A 19,960-nucleotide genomic window follows, 5' to 3' on the forward strand; every position below is an offset into this window, starting at 1 on the left:
ACCTGGTTAATTTTATCGAAAAGTTGCGTGAACATAGTGAAGTTCATGGCATTCCTCTTTAACGAATTTTCAACTTTTTATATGATTTTTAAGCATTTTTCGTTGAATTTTTTAAGGATAAAATGAAACTTCGTAGACCTTTTCGATCTATGAGAGAGAATTGAGTATTACGCATTAACTTTTTCTTTTTACGAGCATACAGGAAAATAATATACAAAATGTTATTATAAAAGCTTTACCTAATAAATCTTATGGTAGGCATTTTCGTGTTTTTACTATTCAAAATTTTTATGTTATGCTTATCTTTCTGTTGTTTGATAAGTGTATGTTCAGCGTTGCGTAAATGTGTAACCATTTGTAGTTTTGCTGTTTCATTTTGTAGCATAGCAAGCATTCCAATTATATGTGCTTGTAACTCGGCAATACTTTTTAGATCTTTTGTTGTCGTGATTTCGTTTAATAGTTCTTCAATTTGCTGAAAACGATTGTTTGCTTCTTGAAAAGTTTTTAAACTTACGGCTTTATCAGTGATGGCTGCATATTGGATGCGCTTGTTGATAAAACTGCTAGATTCATGGATAGTGACAGGAATTTCTTCTTCTTTTAAAATATTTTCAAATGATGTAGATAGAGCAGAAGTTTTATTTCTATTGTAGAGATTCTCTGGATTTTTGAGAAAAAAGCTACTGTGATCTGTTTGTACATTTTTAAGTTTTTTAGTATCGAATTTTTGGCTTCCCGTTATAGATTCGTGTATCTTTTTTACTTCCTCAAGGTGTTTTTTTAGCATATCGAGAAGTTGGGCATCAGGTGGCGCTTTCTTTTGCTGTGGAGTTTTTTTAGACTTTGATGTATTTGAAGATGAACTTCCAAAAAAATTGGGCCACTTCGTTGGAACGGATGCCGACAAATCCGCCGCCCCAGCGCCCCAAACCCAAGCCATCGCTGGGTTTGAAATCCCTAAAGTTATTACAACTACTATTGAAATGACCTTTTTTTTCATGTTTCCCTCCTGTCATTTTTTGCGTGCTGTAAGAAAATTGGTAACCATATTGCCGGATCATCACCAACTTCTGCGATAATGCTTTCAGCTAACTCTGCGTTATCAGGCGTTCCTGATAACACTAAGAGCTCGTCACTAAAGTCGTGTTCGATGGTTTTTCCATCGCGTGTCAGATGGAATTTACCAAGATTCAGTTCTGCAAGCGCAGATTGATCACCCTGCTTAATGAGGAATTGGCGACTAAATTCACCAAGTCCTTTAACGAGTTCAAATTCGGCATCTGTTAGTTTAAAGCCTTTTGTATAATCTTCATAATTTGCTTTGGGATTGGCTAGAAAAATGTAAGTTGCACACTGTTGAATGAGTGTTTTGGCAATATTACTTTCCAAGGCATCGCTAGGTTCTTGTGTTGCATAAACAAAAATACCATTTTGTTTACGGATAGTCTTTTGTTTATTTTTCGCTAAATCTTCAAAGTACGGATCTTGCAAAGGCTTCCAAAACTCGTCAAAGATATACATAAATCGCTGTCCGCTAATCATGCCTTCTGTGCGGTAAAGCAAATACATCATCACTGGAGTGCGAGTTTCAAAATTATCTAAAAATTCCGTGATATCAAAGCCGTAAATTTGATGTGTTGAGAGATCAAGAGCATCATGGGGATTATCAAACAACCACCCATAATCACCACCTTCACACCATTTTAGTAAGCGAGCATGAACAGATGGATGAGCATTATAATCACTTAAACGTGGATTTGGTAAAAATTGTACTAGAAAGGACAAACGACGGAGTGATCGGTCAATGTTAGCACTCATAACAGACATAACTGCTTTGTTAATTTCTTCGTCGTCGTGGTGCGTGACTTCACCACCAGCTTCTGCCAATTTTTTAACAAATTGTTTCAAAAAAATAAGATTTTCTTGTGTGGGTGGGAGTTGGAAAGGATTGAAACCACTTTTTCTGCCTGGCTTGAATGTTAAATATTTTCCACCCATCGCCCGAATGGCAATTTCCATACCACGATCTTTATCAAAAACAACAGTTGTCGGCTTAAATTTTTGTGCTTGTGCTAACAAAAAGCCGAGTAAAACGGTTTTACCCGAACCAGATTGTCCGATAAGCGCGGTATTACCAAGTAAACGTTTATCTGTCGAGTCCTCTTCAAGTTTGGAGGCATGAAAATTGAAATAAAGCGGCGTTTTACTGGTTGTTTTAAGAATTGTGACGGCTGGTCCCCATGGGTTGCCAGTGGGTTTTCCTGACATAAAGTTATGAAAAGATGAAAATGATAAAAAGTTCAATGATGTAATCGGAGCAGGACGCGGTCTCCATTTCCAATTGCCAGGAAGTTGTGCCCAATAGCCAGCCTCTATTGCTAAGTCTACAGGTTTGGGCAGTACCGCAACGTCTAGTAATGCTGCACTTGCTTTGGCCATATGGTCGCGAACTTGTTGAATTGTATCACCATAGATCGTTAATGTGCAGTGATGTTCTCCCATGACAAAATGCCCACTGATAAGCTGGTTTAGTGCTTCGTCAATTTGTTCAATTTGGCTCGTTGCCACATCTCGTGCATCAATCAGATTACGCTGATGCCGTTGTAAATAATCTTTAGCAGCATGTCGGGAGAGCACCGAAAAGCTCTGCGTCAATACGAACTCGAAGTCACTTTCCAACAAAACATTCAATTGTCCTGGTTTGGTTGTTGCATCATATTCTTTAATTTCCAGCATTCCAAATCGACGCATTCCACTGGTTGTTCGCAGTTCACCAAGAGCGCCCCATTTTGAGAAAAAAGGTCGATTGACAGACATATAGTCAGCAAAACGGTCATGGCAAATTGGCATAGGGCGATATTCACCATTGACAAGCATTCCAAGGAATTCAAGTGCAGAAGAATAAACATGCCCATTTTTTTCATAAGCACCAAGAAGTTCTGCACCGTAACGGTTTAAAGATTGGCCTAAAGTACGATTGATGTCATTGAGTTCTTTGATACATGTGTCTTGTCGCATCTTTTTTTGATCAAGCGTTTCACGTTCATGTTTAGAAAAGAACGACATAATTTTATCCGCTATCGGTTGAAAAATGACAGTCAGATATAAATCATTGACCATCAAATTATAACCAGTAAAGCTTTGTCGATATTTTTCATCAAGTTGATAGCAAAACATTTGATCAAATGTTGAATCAGGATATTCATAAACACGGCGGCGCACAATATGCGTCCAAAATGATAAATTGGCTGATGCAAGACCCCGTAGAGTATTGTTAAGCTCTTTTATCCATTGAAAAATATCTTCTTCTGAAGCGCTTTGATGCGAACGCCCGTCAATTTTCCAAATTGATAAATATTCCGCATTTTTAGTAGAAATAATTGTATCTGTAATATGATGTGAATAAGGCAGAAACAGGCTTACAGGTGTCTCTGATGCAAGGCGTTTGCTGCTTTCAACAGCTGTCATGTTTATCTCCTTTTACTATAATCAGAGGGACTATAACTTGATGCGCCCCAAAAACCTTTATTGCGATTGCGAAATTTAGTATCGATCCATAACCACCAGATACGAAACGCCTTATCATCGTTTTTAGTAATTTGCACCATAATAAACCATAATGGAGGTGCTATAATCCACAAAAAGATACTTACTGTCATAGCAATAACAGCAACCCCCATAACCATAACGATAAATGGCATCATGGGAACACCCCATATCGTTGGAACACGTGTTGCTCCCTTGAATAGGGGGAATTCTTTTTTTTCTTGCGATTTCATGGAATGTTCTCGTCACTGGAGGTGAAATAATATGTGGCTAATATAAAAAGCTGCACCAGCAATAATGACACTGAATGCCCATCGCATAAATGTAGCTCTTGCGATAATGCGAAATATATAAATAAGCAAAAGTAATAAAAGAATGATAGCAGCAACGATAGGAATAATTATACTTAATCCATATTGCATCCCTATGAAAACATCTAAACTCTTTGTTTCCGTCTGAGCATATGCAGATTGAGTTATTAATAACATAACTGAAGTGATAACAATAACACTAATCTTATATATTTTTACCTGAAGTGTGTTTAATTGCTTCATATCTTTTATCCCCTTTTAATTAAAATTGCTCTAAATAATATTCCTTTTTTCGTAGTATGAGCGATATTACTACTGGTATACAGCTACTACTCGTTTTGTTATTAACTTTATTTATCGTTAACTTTACGATGTTTTAAACAACATTGAGACAAGTTGAGTTGCTGAACCAGCGATGACAACACCGATTGCCCAGCGTACAAAAGTGTCTTTTCCGATGTAGCGTCCTGCATAACCAATTGCTAAGCACAAAAGTATAACAGCAGCAGCAACAGGAATAATATGGGTAGTAAGATCTGTTTGTAGAGCTGTTAAAGCATCTTTAGCTTTTAAAACTTGCGCTTGGGAATGTACAGGATGAGCCGTAATAAATGTTGTTATAGCTGCAGAAATTGCTATGATTCTGTTGTTATTTTGTGATTTGAAATTATTTAATTTTCTCATTTTTTATCCTTTCAGAAAGCATTTATGAATGCTATGTGTTATTATTTTACATTAAATAACACTATCATCAGTGTATATACGATAGATAAATAAAATCTATTTTGTTAAAATTATCCTTATATATAATTCATTATGCTTTAAACAGCATTCCAACAAGTTGAGTTGCTGAGCCTGCGATAACAACACCAATTGCCCATCGTACAAATGTATCTTTTCCGATGTAGCGTCCCGCATAACCAATTGCTAAGCACAAAAGTATAACAGCAGCAGCAACAGGAATAATATTGTCAATAAGATCTTTTTGTAGAGCTGTTAAAGCCTTGTTTGCTGGACTCAAAACTTGTGCTTGAGCATATATAGGATGAGTCATAAAAAACGCGGTTATAGCTACAGAAGCTGGAATGGTTCGATTATTTTTTGACTTTAAATTATTCAATTTCTTCATTTTTTTAACCAATAATTATATTTAAATTTATTATTACTTAGTAAACAGCATCCCAACAAGTTCAGTTGCTGAACCAGCAATGACAACACCAATTGCCCAACGTACAAACGTATCCTTTCCGATGTAGCGTCCTGCATAACCAATTGCCAAGCACAAGAGGATAACGGCAGCAGCAACAGGGATAATGTATTTAACAAGATCATCTTGTAAACTTTTTAAAGCCTTGTTTGCTGGACTCAAAACTTGTGCTTGAGCACATATAGGATGAGTCATAAAAAATGTCGTTATAGCTGCAGAAATTGCTATGATTCTGTTGTTATTTTGTGATTTGAAATTATTTAATTTTCTCATTTTTTATTCTTTCAATAAACATTTATGAATGCTATGTGTTATTATTTTACATTAAATAATACTATTATCAGTGTATCTACAATAGATAAATAAAACCTATTTTGTTAAAATTATACTTGCGTATAATTCATTACGGTTTTAACAGCATTGAGACAAGTTCAGTTGCTGAACCAGCAATGACAACACCAATTGCCCAACGTACAAACGTATCCTTTCCGATGTAGCGTCCTGCATAACCAATTGCTAAGCACAAGAGGATAACAGCAGCGGCAACAGGGATAATATGGTCAATAAGATCTGTTTTCAAAGCACCTAAAGCTGTCGTTGCTTTGTTCAAAACTTGCGCTTGAGTGCATATGGGATGTGCCATAAAAGATACGGTTAAAACTGCAGAAAATGCAATAATTCGATTATTTTTTGATTTCGATTTACTTAATTGTTTCATTTTCTATTCTCTTAAGAGTTTTATCGTTATTTTCAACATCATTGAGATTATTACTAATTTATCTAAAATTAATAAGTAAAATCTATTTTGTTAAAATTATCCTTACGTATAATTCATGGAGCTGTTCCAAATAGCATTCCAACAAGTTGAGCTGCTGAACCAGCGATGACAACACCAATTGCCCAGCGTACAAATGTTTCTTTTTCAATATAGCGTCCTGCATAACCAATTGCTAAGCACAAGAGGATAACGGCAGCAGCAACAGGGATAATATTGTCAATAAGATCTGTTTTCAGATCACCTAAAGCTGTCTTTGCCTTGCCCAAAACTTGCGCTTGAGCGCATATGGGATGTGCCGTAAAAAATACGGTTAAAGCTGCAGAAAATGCAATAATTCGATTATTTTTTGATTTCGATTTACTTAATTGTTTCATTTTCTATTCTCTTAAGAGTTTTATCGTTATTTTCAACATCATTGAGATTATTACTAATTTATCTAAAATTAATAAGTAAAATCTATTTTGTTAAAATTATACTTACATATAATTTATGGAGCTGTTCCAAATAGCATTTTGACAAGCTCAGCTGCTGAACCAGCGATAACGACCCCGATTGCCCAGCGTACGAATGTATCTTTTCCGATATAGCGCCCTGCATAACCAATTGCTAGGCATAAAAGTATAACGGCAGCAGCAACAGGGATAATGTGTCCAATAAGATCTGTTTTCAGGGCATCTAAAGCTGTCTTTGCCTTGCCCAAAACTTGTGCTTGAGCGCATATGGGATGTGCCGTAAAAAATACGGTTAAAGCTGCAGAAAATGCAGCAATTTTATTACGAGCTGTTGTGTGAAGAATATTTAATTGTTTCATGTTCTTTATCCTGATTAAGATTAAAACTCCCACAAATGACCCCTCGTTCATGAAGAAACTTAAAAAGATATTTTGGATCAGCCCAAGTTCTTAGTTTTCCTCTTTGTGTAAGTAACGTATATTTATTTGGTTTTCCGGTGATTGGATCATCGGAAATAAACGTGAAATACCATTCCCTTTCTGAAAGCATCACGACTGTAATCTCACGTGCTGCTTTTTGACTAAATGCCATATCAACGCTGTTTTGTTCTATCATTTTCATTATCTTTGCCCTCAATTAGAAGAGATTTTTTTCAATCTTACTAATTAGAGCTTTAACATTTTCTTATCTACCTTTCATTATAATATCCTATCAAAATTCTGGGTTTTCGTGAAAATATCAATCATCACTCTAGCGATTTTCTCGATGAAGAAAAATCTTCAGCTGAAAAAGCATCGTGGGCGCTACTTTCTTTATGTGTAAATGCATCTTCCTCTCCTTTTGAAGAGAGAGGAAGAGAATCTACTTTAGTTGTCTGTTCTGGTTCTTCTTTTTTAAGCTTTACAGGCTCCTGCAAGTCTTCATTTCCTCGTACAGCAGCTTTTACTCCAATATATGAAGTAATTTTTTGCATACGGGTGTGGTTTGAGTTTTCTGCATTGTAAAAATTCAGCACAGACTGCAAAGTCGCTTTTTCAAAGATGCACTTTGATGTTGTTTGTTCATAGCAGTAAGTTAAAGCGCTTTGTACAGCTGTAATATTTCTGCAAAAATCAAACGCATCCAAAAGAGAAAACAATTTCACATTTCCAACATTAATTTGCCCTAAAATTATGTTAAAATTATGTTCACTCTGTTTAGCTGTTGCGATTGTTTCTTTAAACTGAGATGATTGATAGAACAAGTTATCTTTATCATCTGTTACATAGACATTGTCCCGCGTTTCTTGTTCGGCAACAACTGAAAATGTCATGGGAGGCATATTGGATATGTATGCAGCAGCAAAAAATGTGAAATCTGGAACAATCATTAGCAATACACCTTATTATGAAGAATTTTATTAATACAAATGCTAATTCTGTGTTGTGCTTTTTCTCGTTGTCTTTTGATTTTATAAATTTGTAGAATGAGATTGTTTAGCTTAGAATATTCCTTGTGATTATTGCTTTGTTCTCTTCTAAGAATATTTCTAATATATGCGAATATCCAACCAACAAGATAAAAGTGTGGAATAAAATATAGTACATTACGCCAACCAATATTATTGGAATCACGAAGAAAGGCGCTGCTTTTAAAAAATAATAATCTTTGATACTGTATTGAAGCTGCTTGTTTTATATAATTCTCTAGTTGCAAAAATCTTTTCAAAAAAAATTTATACGAAGTAAAAAGCCGTTGTGTATGAGGGGAGGTTTTCTTGTCATAATGAACTACACCATCAATATACAGAGAGGGCTTGTTCTTTGTTGCGTATTGCCATAACTTATAGAGTGACGATTTATATTTACTTTTGACTACTGATTCATGAGAGTCAGAGAGGTGTGATGGTGTTTGAGCACTGCATTTAGCAGTTCCAGCGATTGAGCTGAAAAAAGATGCAGTGATGGTAATTGATGTACCAATAAACAGTTCTTTGTGGTCCAAAGCACATCTCCGTCAAAGTGATATATGCATCGTAATTTTAATTTCGATAATAAATAGACAGAAATTGTCTATAATTGTGTTTAAAATATGGCAAAAAGAAATTCTTTTTTGCAAGGGGAGTAATTAAGGTGAATGATCTCAAAAATATGAATTTTGATGAACTACAAGAGATGCGTACACAAATCGATGTGGAATTAAAAAAACGGCAAGCAAAGGAAAAACAAAATGCGCGACGAAAAATTCTTGAAATTGCTAATGCCCATGGAATTGACATCGCTGATCTTGTGAGCAAAGAGCGCCATTATAGAAATCCCAATAACCAATGGGAATTATGGAATGGGCGTGGACGTAGACCTAAGTGGATTAAAGAGTGGTTGGAGAATGGGTATACACTTGATGAACTCGAAGTAACGTAACACGTGTGCGATCTTTACAAGATAAGGGAATACCAAGGAATGTAAATGCAAGAAGTATGCTCTTTTGGGTAATTTAATTGTATAAATATACTGAACGAATATATTAAAGTATTGAGTTACCAAATACAATGATAGGGAGCATGAAAAAGTTTATTTAAATGCAAAAGGTCTTGTTGTTATAATCTGGCAAGCATAATGATGATGCCAGATTGGAATATTGTAATTGCTTTTGGCATTTGAGAGAGGGGGATATTTTACTTCTTTTTATCGTTTCATTAACGTTGCTCTTTTTAGTCTATGTAAATAAAGAGTTTTATTGATTATTTACAAAAATGGTCGAAATGAGAATAATTTATTGCATAGGGATTTTAACTCAATATGTAAAATGATAATTTTATCAATTAATATGTTAATAAATTAGCATACTTATATTTTTGAAATACTGTTCTGTAGAACAAGCCTGATGTTATAGGTTTTGTTTGGTCTTTTTTCTGTAAGATTATATACGAGGCATTTACTTTATTTATCGTTCGTTTAGTTGAGATGAGTGAGTATATAGAAAAATGGAAAATTTCTATGGCTGTTATGGGTTTTATAGAATTTATGACATATTTCTGAGCGTTTGTGATTAAAATTCATTTATGAGCGTTTATGAATAATGAATAAAGAGCGTATTTGAAAATAAAAGGATTGGATCATTTCTATTGCAGTTTATCTTCTTTTATGGTGTGAAATAGAGGGATGATATGCGGTTTTACAATTGTGTGTGATGGTATAGAGTACGGAACACTTTGTTATATATTGGAATATTTTTTCTAAAGTCGTGTGGTATTCCACAATAAGTTAAAGAGTTTGTCTGAGAAGCAGAATGCCCCAAACGGAATACATTTATGTTTTCAATTTACGCGCTTTTTTAAAAGAAAAATTTTTCAATGCAACTAAGCTTATTTTATAGCGCTTTTCGTGAATAGTATAACGTAAAAGTCCCTATGAGCATATAAAATCCATTGTACACCACCATTTTTACTTCAATAAAAAGTATAAGCCGGCGCCATTATATACTTTACTCGCCTACAATGTTGCTAAAGTCCTTAGTTCTTGAGAGGGGGAGACTTTTTGTTGCTTTGTTTAATTGTTTTTATTTATACGACACTCTCACTTGTGATGTACAAGCGAATGATTTTGATTGCTTCAACGTGAGAGAGATTTGAAATAAGGGTATTTTATGATCTTTAGATTTCTCACTCAATATGAGAACAATGAACTTATTATTGTAAATAAAGTGTTGTGTGCTAAAAAGTCTTGTTTATTTTGTTATGCCGTGAAATGGCTTCTTTTAAGGTGTGGTGATATAAGGTAACCTCTTTGAGACATTAAACGTTTTTTCAGTGCATGGTGAATATTCTTAGAATGTAGCTTGCTTGTCGAGTTTTATGTTAAGTGAAATATGGGAGGAGGAAGGCAAAGGTTGTAAAAAAAGTGAAATAGTATGAATTTTTGCTTAAAGTGGGAAGCCGTGTAGAAGACGTGGGGCATTTGGAGAGAGTCCGGCAGCTTCTTGAATGAAGTATTTTTTTATTTTTGGTGCTTGATTAATGATTCCAAGTCCGGTATCGCGGAGCATCCGTAAAAGAAGGCTATCATTAGAAAAGAGTTTATTAAGCCAATCATTGCTTAAAGCCATACGGACAATTTCAAAACGTCTCCAGCTTTGATAGCGCTCTAAAGCCGTGAGGGAGCCAATGTCAAGACCTAGTCGTGCTGTTTCAATAATCACTTCAGCGAGGGCAGCGCTATCGCGTAATCCTAAATTGAGTCCTTGTCCTGCAATGGGGTGGATGGTATGGGCGGCATCGCCAACGAGAGCAAAACGTGGTTTAACGCATTGACGTGTTAAAGAAAGACTCAAAGGAAAAGCTTGACGTTCGCCATCCCAAGAGAGTTTGCCTAATCGATGGCCAATGCGTCTTTCGAGTTCTGTTTCAAAAATAAGTGCATCAGCTTTGAGATAATATTGCGCAGTTTTATGATCTTCATTCCACACAATGGCGGATCGGTTGCCTTTGAGAGGGAGAAGAGCAAAAGGACCGGCAGGTAAAAAATGTTGAATTGCTTGACCATTATGGGGTTTTTCATGTTCAACTGTGCAGATGATTGCTGTTTGTTTATAGGGATGAGAAAAGTTTTTAAGATCTGCTTTTTGGCGTAATTTCGAATGGGCTCCGTCAGCTGCAATAAGCAATTTTGTTTGCCAAACCTCTTCATTATTTAAAGTGACGGTTGTATGTTGGTCTTCTTGATGAAAATCAATGACACGGGTGTTTGTAATAACAGGGATATTGAGATCTTTGACACGTTTTTTTAAAGTGTTGATGAGTTCTCTATGCTCTACCATAGCAGCAAAGGGCTCGCCGGGATTAATGTCGCCTTCAAAGGTTAAAAGAGTGGGTTTGACAGGATCATTTGTGCTTGTATCTGTGATGATCATTGAATGAATGGGTTGCGCATAGGGTTTTATAGATTCCCAACATTGTAATTGTTTTAACATACGAATAGAAGCAGCAGCAAGGGCAATGGTTCGTATGTTAGAAGCAGGGGTATCTCCTTGTGGAGCAGCATCAACGATTTTTATTTTCAGATTAGGGGCTGTTTGCTTGAGTGCTGTCGCTAGGGTTAAACCGACAGCTGCCCCCCCTGCAATGAGCAGATCACATTGTTTAGTTTTATGAGATTTAATTTTTTTATTGGGTTGTACGTTTTTATTGCGATTAGAACACACAATACTTCTTCCATTGTTTATAGTTTGCTTTCTTTTAAAAAGAATATCTTTTTACATTGCCTAAAATATCTTAACTTTTACTTTTCTCTCTGCTTTACAAGAACGAGGTTTCTTTTTGGCGCCAATCTGATGACGGATTGGTTTTTCAGAGTTTTTCTGCTTAATCATTTATGTGATTCATCTTACAGATTTATCGGATAAGCTTTTTTAAATATCTTCTTCAATTCTTTTTACACTTGGTTGATAAAAAAGAAAACTAAAAATAAACAAAGATGGTCGTGTATTTTTTAAGTTGTGTGAGTTACTTCAGTATGCTTGTCCTGAAAGGGGCCATTTCGTTAGTATGATAGATAAAAAATTGTGGTCATTCGTGATGGTTAAAACAGTATTCATATTTTGCCGTTATCATGATGTAGCGTAAAAATATTATTTGTTTAGGAAGGTGCCTATAGCACCCATGTAACACTTTACACATGAGGTGTTTTTTGGTTGATCGTGTGATAAATATTCAGGGAGAGCTTTTTGTGCGCCTTATGAAGGATTATCTCTTAGGGTGGTGGTATATGAATGATATGAAGTGGTTAGAAGGTAGAACGCGTTAGATAAGAAGTCGGATTGTTTACAGGCTATTTGTTTACAAATCAGCACAGAGTTTAAGCTTCATCCTTTTTTAAGAGAGGGAGTTATAACTCTTTAAAATATGAAAGTTTTGTATTTGGAATTGATAGATGCACCGAAGTTCTTCTCCTTATGATTCATTAGAAGTGCGAAATTCTCAAGGTTCGCGTCTTATTGAGATGTTTTTACGTCAGATAGGAGTATTTATTGGGCTCGGGCTTTTGGGCTTTATTATTTTTTGTGTGTTTGCTTTGGCGACGTGGAATGTTGCGGACCCATCTTTAACCCATGCAAGTACAAATGAGGTTACAAACCTTATGGGGTGGATGGGGGCAATTTTTTCAGATTTTATTATGCAGTTTTTTGGCTTGGCAAGTCTTGCTGTTTTGTTGCCGCCATTATTTTGGTCTTTTCTCTTGTTGGCGCAAAAGAATATCTACAATTTGACTTTGCGCTTTTTTTTATGGGTGCTATCAACGATTTGTTTTTTAATTGCTTTTGCCCTTATGTCACCTGTTGCTTCTTTTACTTATTGGCCATTGCCAATGGGATTGGGAGGGGTTTTAGGAGATAAAGTTTTAAGTGTTGCTTCTTCAGTCTTTCCTCTTTTTCTTTCTCCTCCTTACACGGTGTTTTTCAGTGTTGTTTTTATTCTTTTAGGTTTTTTCACCGCTGCTTTTGCTGGTAATGTGATATGGCGGCGTCGAACAAAGAAAAGAAAAGAAAAAAGCATTCCAAAAGACGAAATCGTTAATCCAGTCTTTGAGTTGGAAGAAGATACGGAATATGCCGCAGAGGAGGATCGTGAAAATCATGGTTTTTTTGCGACAACGTGTGGCGCTCTTTTGCATCTTTTTTATTTTTTACAAGCACGTTTTTTTCGTTTATTCTGTTTCAAAAGGCGTTTTCAGAGTAAAGGGCAAGGAAAGCCATTTGATCGGATTGAGCCAACTTTTTTAGGTGAAAAAGTAAAGTGTGAGGAAAATCAAAATAAAGCCTATGTTTCTCCTGTTAAAAATCGAAAGTCTTTAACAGCTTCTTCAAATGGTGGTTTTGTTCTTCCACTTGTAGATTATCTTTCGGTTCCACCACCGTCTGTTAGGGATGCAAAGCTTTCTCCTGCTGTTTTAAGAGCAAATTCTCAGGAGCTTGAAGGGGTTTTGTTAGATTTTGGGGTCAAAGGAAAAATTATAGATGCTTGTCCTGGACCGGTGGTAACTTTGTATGAATTTGAACCGGCTGCAGGCATTAAGTCTTCCCGTATCATTGGTTTGGCAGATGATATTGCACGCTCGATGCGTGCGATTTCGGCGCGTGTTGCGGTGGTTCCAGGACGTAATGTTATTGGAATAGAATTGCCTAATGCAAAGCGTGAGATGGTTTATTTACGAGAAATGTTGCAGGCGCAAGAATTTATTGACAGCAAAGCCAAGCTAGGACTTGCTTTGGGTAAGACAATCGGGGGGGAAGCTGTTGTTGCAGATTTAGCAAAAATGCCCCATCTTTTGGTTGCTGGTACAACAGGATCGGGAAAGTCTGTTGCTATCAATACAATGATTTTATCATTGCTTTATCGTATGACACCTGAACAATGTCGTCTCATTATGGTGGACCCGAAAATGCTTGAGCTTTCGGTTTATGATGGCATTCCCCATTTATTAACACCCGTGGTGACAGATTCTAAAAAAGCCGTGATTGCTTTAAAGTGGGCTGTTCGTGAAATGGAAGAACGCTATAGTAAAATGTCAAAACTAGGCGTTCGTAATATTGATGGGTTTAATGCACGTCTTAGGGAAGCTGCAAGTCAGGGAGAGACAATGGTGCGGACAATTCAAGTTGGATTTGATCGCGAGACCGGTGAGCCTCTTTATGAAACGGAAACACTTGATTTTAGTCCTATGCCCTATATTGTTGTCATTATTGATGAAATGGCTGATTTGATGATGGTTGCTGGTAAAGACATTGAAGGCGCGGTTCAACGCTTGGCACAAATGGCACGTGCTGCCGGTATCCACGTGATTATGGCGACACAGCGTCCTTCCGTCGATGTTATTACTGGGACGATCAAAGCCAATTTTCCTACACGTATTTCTTTTTCTGTGAGTTCAAAAATTGATAGCCGAACAATTTTAGGTGAACAGGGGGCCGAGCAATTATTGGGACAAGGAGATATGCTCTTTATGATGGGAGGAGGACGTATTCAACGTGTGCATGGTCCTTTTGTTGCGGATGATGAAGTGGAGCAGGTTGTTGCGCATCTCAAAGCGCAAGCACGACCTGATTATTTGGAAACAATTACGCAAGAAGTTGAAGAGGATGGTGCTGATGTTTCTTTGGCTTCTCCTTCAGAAGATGATCCCTATAGTCAAGCTGTTGCTATTGTGCTTCGTGATCGTAAGGCTTCGACTTCTTATATTCAACGCCGTTTAGGCATTGGTTATAATCGTGCTGCGACACTGATTGAGAGGATGGAAGAAGAAGGTATCATTAGTCCAGCAAATCACGCAGGGAAACGAGAAATTTTAGTGCCTGCTGAAGAAGAGCGCTTTTGAAAAATCTTTATAGTTGTTTTTTATAATATCTTATAAAACAAGTGTTTGTTTACTGTATCGTAGAAAGTCTGCATTTTCATACACCAGTTCTCGATTTGCGATAGCTCCTTGGCACTTGGAACTCTTTATAAGGGGATTCTTTATCTTATATAACTTTTATCCACACACCAACCTTGCTTGTAATGTGCAAGCAAATGATTTGAGTTGATTCAATATGAGAGAGTATGTGATGAAAGAATCTTATTGTATTTGGCGTTATGATTTAAGTTAAAAAGATAAATTATTATAAATCAATATCTTGGTATAAAATAATGTTATTGCGAATGTAGGGGTGTAAAAGCATGTAAGACTTGATATTTAAGTGTCTTTTTAAGTGCGCTCTAAATATTTAGGGCAAGGCTGATCTGTCGAGTCTTAATATAAATGAATTATATGGGGTGGGAAGCTAAGTGAAATTTGCTAAACTCCAAACTGTTTACAGAGCGGTTGTGGTGAAAATTTTTATTCTTTTGGGTGAGAAGGAAGTCAAAAAAGTATTTTTGATACTTAAAAGAGCTTTCAGGTTTGCGAGTAATATGTTTAGTCCTTAATCCATTATGTCTTGACTATAATTTATGTTGCTTCATAGATTAGGGGTGGAAAAGAATATATTATGCGTTTAGAAAAGCAGGAAATTTGGATGCTTTCGGAAACTTAAACGCAGACTGATTATTTGTAAACGATACCGCAAAAAATAAAAAAGGATGTTTCTTTAGCTTTTTCTTTAGCAGATGATTCCTATTGTCAAGCTGTTGCTATTATGCTTCGTGATCGTAAGGCTTCAACTTCTTATATTCAATGTCGTTTAGGCATTGGTTATAACCGTGCCGCCACATTGATCGAAAGGATAGAAGAAGAAGGCATCATTAGTCCAGCTAATGATATGGGTAAGCGAAAAGTGTTGGAGATTGTCGAAGAAGAATACTTTTAAAAATCTTTTGATATTTTTTTCAAACAATATCTTTATCTTATAAAGAAGGGTATTTATTCGTCGTTGATCACTTAAGTTATGAATTATAAAGTCAATTAAGTATTGCTTGGGAGCATTTTTTATGAAAACGTCTTTTTTACCGCAAAGAAGAGTCTTTGGGTTGGTGGGAATTATTATCTTTTGGTGTTTAACTGTTCCTGTTTTTTCGCAAGCATCTAATAAAGTGATAAAGGCGCAAAATGTTGTGAATCACTTTGCGGCAATCAAAACAATGACAGGTGATTTTATTCAGTTTAGTCCAAAGGGAAAAATGTCTCAGGGGACATTTTATTTAGAGCGCCCAGGGAAAATTCGTTTCATTTACAAAAAAATGCCTTTACAGATTATTTCAGATGGCCAATTTGTAGGTATTAACAATCGGGCTTTGAATACTTGGAACTTTTCACAACTTTCGCAAACGCCAATGAAATTTTTGTTGGATGATAAAATTGATGTATCTTCTGGGCGCTTGTTCGCATTTCGCGAAGATCCAGGGGCTGTAACGATTGTTCTGCGTGATAAAACGATTGGGGCAGGGCAAATAAGGATGGTTTTTGATTCTAAAGGCTCTGCTTTGCGACAGTGGACAATTGTTGACCAACAAAATTTGGAAACTACTGTGCAGATTATGAATGTGCGGACAGACGTCCGGTTCGCTAATGGGATGTTCACACTTCCTTCGAAGAAATGAAGAAAGAGTGTTACGTCATTGGGATTAAAACAAATGTTCTTTCGTATTGCAACTTGGAATATTAATTCTATTCGTTTGCGTCTTGCACAGGTTTTTCAGTATTTGGATCTCTTTTCCGTAGATGTTTTGTGTCTACAGGAAACAAAATGTCCAGATGCTTTATTTCCAGTGGAGGCTTTTGAAGCAGCGGGTTATAAGCATATCGCATTGAGTGGACAAAAATCTTATAACGGGGTGGCTATTGTTTCTCGTTTGCCTTTTAAAAAGGTAGAAAAGCGTTTCTTTTGCCAAAACCAAGATTGTCGCTATATCTCAGTTATTGTGGAAGCCCATGGGAGAAGCTTGCGGATTCATAATTTTTATGTTCCTGCTGGGGGAGATATTCCAGATGCTGATGTGAATGAAAAATTTCGTCATAAGCTTGATTTTTTAGAAGAAATGTCTTCCATACGTGCGGATCAAGGAGATGGTCTTTCTTCTCTTTTGGTGGGCGATTTAAATATTGCTCCTTTGGCAGAGGATGTTTGGTCTCATCAGCAATTGTTGAAGGTTGTAAGCCATACTCCTATTGAAACCGAGCGTTTACAGGATTTGTGTTGTCAAGGTGGATGGGTTGATCTGATGCGGTTGCATATTCCTGCTCCTACCAAGCTTTATACATGGTGGAGTTATCGTGCACGCGATTGGGCATTTACCGATTATGGGCGGCGGCTTGATCATGTTTGGTCTTCTCCTGATTTAGCACCTTTTGTTGTAGATCTTTCGATTTTTCGTGATGCGCGCGGATGGGAACGCCCTTCAGATCATATTCCTGTGCAAACTGTATTTGATTTTTCACGTCAAGTTTGAAATAAGAGGTAAATAAAGTATTAATATTAAATAATGATTCTGAAAGAATGCGGGAGACTAGATGTATATCAGAAATCTCAAAAGGGGCGCTTCTCGTGGATTACTTTCTATTGTCTTGTTGTGGTTGCTTTTGTCAGGATGTATGGTTGGTCCCAATTACCAGAAAACATCTTTTCGTGTTCCAGCAGTTTGGGGAGAAAAATCTGCACAGACTGCTGGACAGCCAGTTGCGCTTGCCGGATGGTGGCGGCGTTTGAATGACCCTGTTCTAGATGCATTAATGGATTATGCGATTTCTGGAAATAATAATGTTGCTGTTGCCAAAGCTCGGGTACGTGAGGCGCGTGCGAGTTTAGGACAGGTTGTGGGAACTCTTTTGCCAAATGTATCCAATTCAATTTCAGGAACCCGTAGTCATTCTGCACAGTCTGATGCATTGTTAAACCAATACCGTAGTGGTTTTGATGCAAGCTGGGAGCTTGATTTTTTTGGTGGGCATAAACGAGCGGTTGAAGCAGCGCGTTATGGTCTTGATGCGGCTGTGGAAGATATGCGTGCTACCATGGTGACATTGTTAGGAGATGTGGCAACAAATTATGTACAAATGCGTGGTTGGCAACAGAAATTGTTGATTGTGCGTCAAATTGCTGTATCACAACGTAAAACCTATGAATTGATGCGTGCTAGATTAACAGCTGGTGATGTTTCTGAGCTCGATGTTTCAAATGCGCAAGCACAAATGGCAAATACAGAAGCAGATATATCACAGATGGAAGCGAATTTAGCAATGAGCGTTCATCGCCTTTCTGTCTTAATTGGTCGTGTGCCTACGGCATTGAAGGCTCTTTTACAAAAAAATGCTAAGTATGCAAAGATTCCACAACCGCGCTGGCCGATACCAGCAGGAATTCCAGCTGATATTTTGTTAACACGTCCGGATTTACGACGGGCAGAGCGTCAATATGCGCAAGCGACAGCGCGGATTGGTCAACGTGAAGCAGATCGCTATCCATCACTTACTTTAACAGGTAATATTTCGACAGCCGCAACGGCGATAGATCAGTTATGGAAAAATTCAACGATTGGCTGGTCTTTTGGACCTGGTCTGCGTTTTCCTTTTTTTAATGGAGGTCAGGTTGAGGCTTCTATTGCTGTCGCGCGTGCACAGCGTGATCAAGCTTTTATTAATTATCGGGCTGCTGTTTTGGGAGCTTTAGAAGATGTAGAAAATGCGTTGGTAAGATTAACTAAAGAACATCAACGCTTAGAAAAGCTAATCATTGCGAATAAAGCTTCTCTTCATTCCTTAAAACTTTCACGGAGTCTTTTTGAGAATGGAAATACCAGTTTTCTTGAATTGTTAAATGCTGATCGCTCTTATTATTCTGCACAAATGGCACTTAAAGATAGCCGTGTTTCTTTGGTTACACAATATATCACGTTGATGAAAGCATTGGGGGGGGCTGGGATGGCGTTGTTGATGTATCACGTCCGGAAGTCGTTGATGGTGCACCTCGTTCGCGTGCAAAGGTAGGGAAATGAAAAAAAACTTACTCAAAAATTTCATTACAAAACACAAAAAACTTTCCTTCTTTTTAACTGCTATATTTCTCATTCTCTTGTTTTTATGGTTGCGTTCTGTTTTTTTTGGAACATCTACTCCAACTTATATAACAGCGGTGGTGAAGCGTGGGGATATTGAGGAAAGTGTTTTAGCTTCTGGTCTTGTACGTCCTTACCGGTTGGTGGCTGTTGGTGCGCGAGCAACAGGGCGTGTGGTGTCAATGCATGTTTCCCCTGGGAGTGTTGTGAAAGAAGGCGATCTCTTAGCAGAAATTGATCCTACAGATCAGGAAAATGATTTAAAAAGAAAAAAAGCAGCATTATCGCATTATTATGCGAGTTTGGTAGAACAAGAAGCCTATCTTTCTCTTGCACAGAAAAATTTAGAGCGTCAGAAAAAAATGATTGAAACACGTGCGGTTTCACGTGCGAACCTCGATGAGGCTACGACACAGGTGAAAATACGCGAGGCGCAAATTGAACAACTTCGTCAGCAGATTGTGCAAGCACAAATTGATGTGGAGAGTGCAGAGGTTAATTTAGGTTATACACGCATCACTGCCCCTTCAGCGGGAACGGTTTTGGCAACAGTTGTGGAAGAAGGGCAGAATGTGAATGCGGTTCAGTCGGCGCCAACAATTGTTATTTTGGGTGATTTATCAAAGATGACGATCAAGGCGCAAATCTCAGAAGCAGATGTTCTTAAAGTCCGAGCTGGACAACCACTTTATTTTACAGTTCTAGGTAATTCACAGCGTCGTTATGAAGGCGTTTTAGAAAAAGTAGAGCCGGCTCCTGAAACAATTCGTGCTGATGTGAGTATTAATCCTGGTATGGTGAGTGGTTCTAGTGCTTTAATCTCATCGGCTATTTATTATAACGGAATTCTACATGTTGATAATGCGGACAATTTTTTGCGAACCTATATGACTGCTCAAGTTCATATTATCTTAGGGCGCGCACAGAATGTCTTGTTGGTTCCAAGTAATGCTTTACGCGATGAGACAAGAGAGCGTAAAGCATGGGTTTCTGTTTTGGTGGGGGAAAATAAGTTGGTTACTAAACAGGTGAGCGTTGGGTTGAATAATAAGGTTATGGCAGAGATTATTTCAGGACTTAACGAGGGTGATGTCGTCGTCACCAGTTCGTCTGATGGAGTGATGCCCGAGTCTTCTAACATGCATAGCGAAGACGAGAGTTAAA

General features: G+C 37.3%; 19 protein-coding genes and 2 pseudogenes. 7 read left to right on the forward strand and 14 right to left on the reverse strand.

The window, feature by feature from the left end; genetic code table 11:
- Nucleotides 1–235 precede the first annotated feature (235 nt).
- From ACFIME_RS02100 to ACFIME_RS02160, 13 genes are all read right to left on the reverse strand, one after another.
- Nucleotides 236–1,003, reverse strand: a complete 768-nt coding sequence (locus ACFIME_RS02100; protein WP_375633486.1) for a type IV secretion system protein — start codon at nucleotides 1,001–1,003, stop codon at nucleotides 236–238.
- A complete protein-coding gene (locus ACFIME_RS02105; RefSeq protein ID WP_375684412.1) occupies nucleotides 1,000–3,471 on the reverse strand; it encodes a VirB4 family type IV secretion/conjugal transfer ATPase in 2,472 nt (823 codons plus the stop codon). Before ACFIME_RS02105 ends, ACFIME_RS02100 begins: the two co-directional genes overlap by 4 nt.
- A 2-nt stretch (nucleotides 3,472–3,473) precedes the next feature.
- Entirely contained in the window at nucleotides 3,474–3,782 is a 309-nt protein-coding gene (locus ACFIME_RS02110; RefSeq protein WP_375613868.1) for a type IV secretion system protein VirB3, read from the reverse strand.
- 12 nt (nucleotides 3,783–3,794) lie between these two features.
- The gene (locus ACFIME_RS02115; RefSeq protein ID WP_375633484.1) at nucleotides 3,795–4,103 is read right to left on the reverse strand and encodes a conjugal transfer protein; all 309 of its coding nucleotides are present in this window, start codon (nucleotides 4,101–4,103) and stop codon (nucleotides 3,795–3,797) included.
- Between the two features lie 123 nt (nucleotides 4,104–4,226).
- The gene (gene trwL, locus ACFIME_RS02120) at nucleotides 4,227–4,544 is read right to left on the reverse strand and encodes a VirB2 family type IV secretion system major pilin TrwL (RefSeq protein WP_375633483.1); all 318 of its coding nucleotides are present in this window, start codon (nucleotides 4,542–4,544) and stop codon (nucleotides 4,227–4,229) included.
- A 130-nt stretch (nucleotides 4,545–4,674) separates the two neighbouring features.
- A complete protein-coding gene (trwL, locus tag ACFIME_RS02125; protein ID WP_375633482.1) occupies nucleotides 4,675–4,989 on the reverse strand; it encodes a VirB2 family type IV secretion system major pilin TrwL in 315 nt (104 codons plus the stop codon).
- A 33-nt stretch (nucleotides 4,990–5,022) separates the two neighbouring features.
- Nucleotides 5,023–5,340: a VirB2 family type IV secretion system major pilin TrwL gene (gene trwL, locus ACFIME_RS02130; protein ID WP_375684413.1), complete on the reverse strand. Its 318-nt coding sequence runs from the start codon at nucleotides 5,338–5,340 to the stop codon at nucleotides 5,023–5,025.
- Nucleotides 5,341–5,470: 130 nt separating this feature from the next.
- The gene (gene trwL, locus ACFIME_RS02135; RefSeq protein ID WP_375655065.1) at nucleotides 5,471–5,785 is read right to left on the reverse strand and encodes a VirB2 family type IV secretion system major pilin TrwL; all 315 of its coding nucleotides are present in this window, start codon (nucleotides 5,783–5,785) and stop codon (nucleotides 5,471–5,473) included.
- A gap of 113 nt (nucleotides 5,786–5,898) precedes the next feature.
- Nucleotides 5,899–6,219: a VirB2 family type IV secretion system major pilin TrwL gene (gene trwL, locus ACFIME_RS02140; protein WP_375636529.1), complete on the reverse strand. Its 321-nt coding sequence runs from the start codon at nucleotides 6,217–6,219 to the stop codon at nucleotides 5,899–5,901.
- Nucleotides 6,220–6,332: 113 nt separating this feature from the next.
- Nucleotides 6,333–6,656, reverse strand: coding sequence for a VirB2 family type IV secretion system major pilin TrwL (trwL, locus tag ACFIME_RS02145; protein ID WP_375620008.1), 324 nt, complete (start codon nucleotides 6,654–6,656; stop codon nucleotides 6,333–6,335).
- Nucleotides 6,619–6,918: a KorA family transcriptional regulator gene (korA, locus tag ACFIME_RS02150; RefSeq protein WP_375613158.1), complete on the reverse strand. Its 300-nt coding sequence runs from the start codon at nucleotides 6,916–6,918 to the stop codon at nucleotides 6,619–6,621. Before korA ends, trwL (ACFIME_RS02145) begins: the two co-directional genes overlap by 38 nt.
- Nucleotides 6,919–7,042: 124 nt before the next feature.
- Nucleotides 7,043–7,666, reverse strand: coding sequence for a TrwN protein (locus tag ACFIME_RS02155; protein WP_375684414.1), 624 nt, complete (start codon nucleotides 7,664–7,666; stop codon nucleotides 7,043–7,045).
- Nucleotides 7,666–8,280 carry a hypothetical protein gene (locus tag ACFIME_RS02160; RefSeq protein ID WP_375684415.1) on the reverse strand — a complete coding sequence of 205 codons (615 nt, stop codon included), beginning with the start codon at nucleotides 8,278–8,280 and terminating at the stop codon, nucleotides 7,666–7,668. The genes ACFIME_RS02155 and ACFIME_RS02160 overlap by 1 nt, the downstream gene beginning before the upstream one ends.
- Before the next feature lie 128 nt (nucleotides 8,281–8,408).
- Here ACFIME_RS02160 and ACFIME_RS02165 point away from each other — a divergent pair, with 128 nt between their 5' ends.
- Nucleotides 8,409–8,696 (forward strand): H-NS family nucleoid-associated regulatory protein, encoded by a 288-nt coding sequence (locus ACFIME_RS02165; protein ID WP_015857007.1) that lies wholly within the window; start codon nucleotides 8,409–8,411, stop codon nucleotides 8,694–8,696.
- A 1,501-nt stretch (nucleotides 8,697–10,197) separates the two neighbouring features.
- Here the strand turns inward: ACFIME_RS02165 and ACFIME_RS02170 are convergent.
- Entirely contained in the window at nucleotides 10,198–11,475 is a 1,278-nt protein-coding gene (locus ACFIME_RS02170) for a ubiquinone biosynthesis hydroxylase (protein ID WP_375633475.1), read from the reverse strand.
- 728 nt (nucleotides 11,476–12,203) lie between these two features.
- Here ACFIME_RS02170 and ACFIME_RS02175 point away from each other — a divergent pair.
- The 6 genes and pseudogenes from ACFIME_RS02175 to ACFIME_RS02200 all read left to right on the forward strand — a co-directional run bounded on the left by ACFIME_RS02175 (nucleotide 12,204) and on the right by ACFIME_RS02200 (nucleotide 19,959).
- Nucleotides 12,204–14,645, forward strand: a complete 2,442-nt coding sequence (locus tag ACFIME_RS02175; RefSeq protein WP_375684416.1) for a DNA translocase FtsK 4TM domain-containing protein — start codon at nucleotides 12,204–12,206, stop codon at nucleotides 14,643–14,645.
- A 718-nt stretch (nucleotides 14,646–15,363) separates the two neighbouring features.
- Nucleotides 15,364–15,615, forward strand: a pseudogene (locus ACFIME_RS02180) (DNA translocase FtsK); the annotation flags it as partial.
- A gap of 121 nt (nucleotides 15,616–15,736) precedes the next feature.
- Nucleotides 15,737–16,345 carry an outer membrane lipoprotein carrier protein LolA gene (locus ACFIME_RS02185; RefSeq protein ID WP_375617820.1) on the forward strand — a complete coding sequence of 203 codons (609 nt, stop codon included), beginning with the start codon at nucleotides 15,737–15,739 and terminating at the stop codon, nucleotides 16,343–16,345.
- A 33-nt stretch (nucleotides 16,346–16,378) separates the two neighbouring features.
- Nucleotides 16,379–17,194 (forward strand): exodeoxyribonuclease III, encoded by an 816-nt coding sequence (locus ACFIME_RS02190; RefSeq protein WP_375617894.1) that lies wholly within the window; start codon nucleotides 16,379–16,381, stop codon nucleotides 17,192–17,194.
- 61 nt (nucleotides 17,195–17,255) lie between these two features.
- Nucleotides 17,256–18,736: pseudogene (locus ACFIME_RS02195) on the forward strand (efflux transporter outer membrane subunit).
- On the forward strand, nucleotides 18,733–19,959 hold the full coding sequence (locus ACFIME_RS02200) for an efflux RND transporter periplasmic adaptor subunit (protein WP_375633471.1): 1,227 nt from the start codon (nucleotides 18,733–18,735) through the stop codon (nucleotides 19,957–19,959). The pseudogene ACFIME_RS02195 and the gene ACFIME_RS02200 overlap by 4 nt, the downstream one beginning before the upstream one ends.
- The last annotated feature ends 1 nt before the right edge of the window (nucleotide 19,960 follow it).

The organism is Bartonella sp. AP1QHHD (genome assembly GCF_042196265.1).
GTDB lineage: Bacteria > Pseudomonadota > Alphaproteobacteria > Rhizobiales > Rhizobiaceae > Bartonella.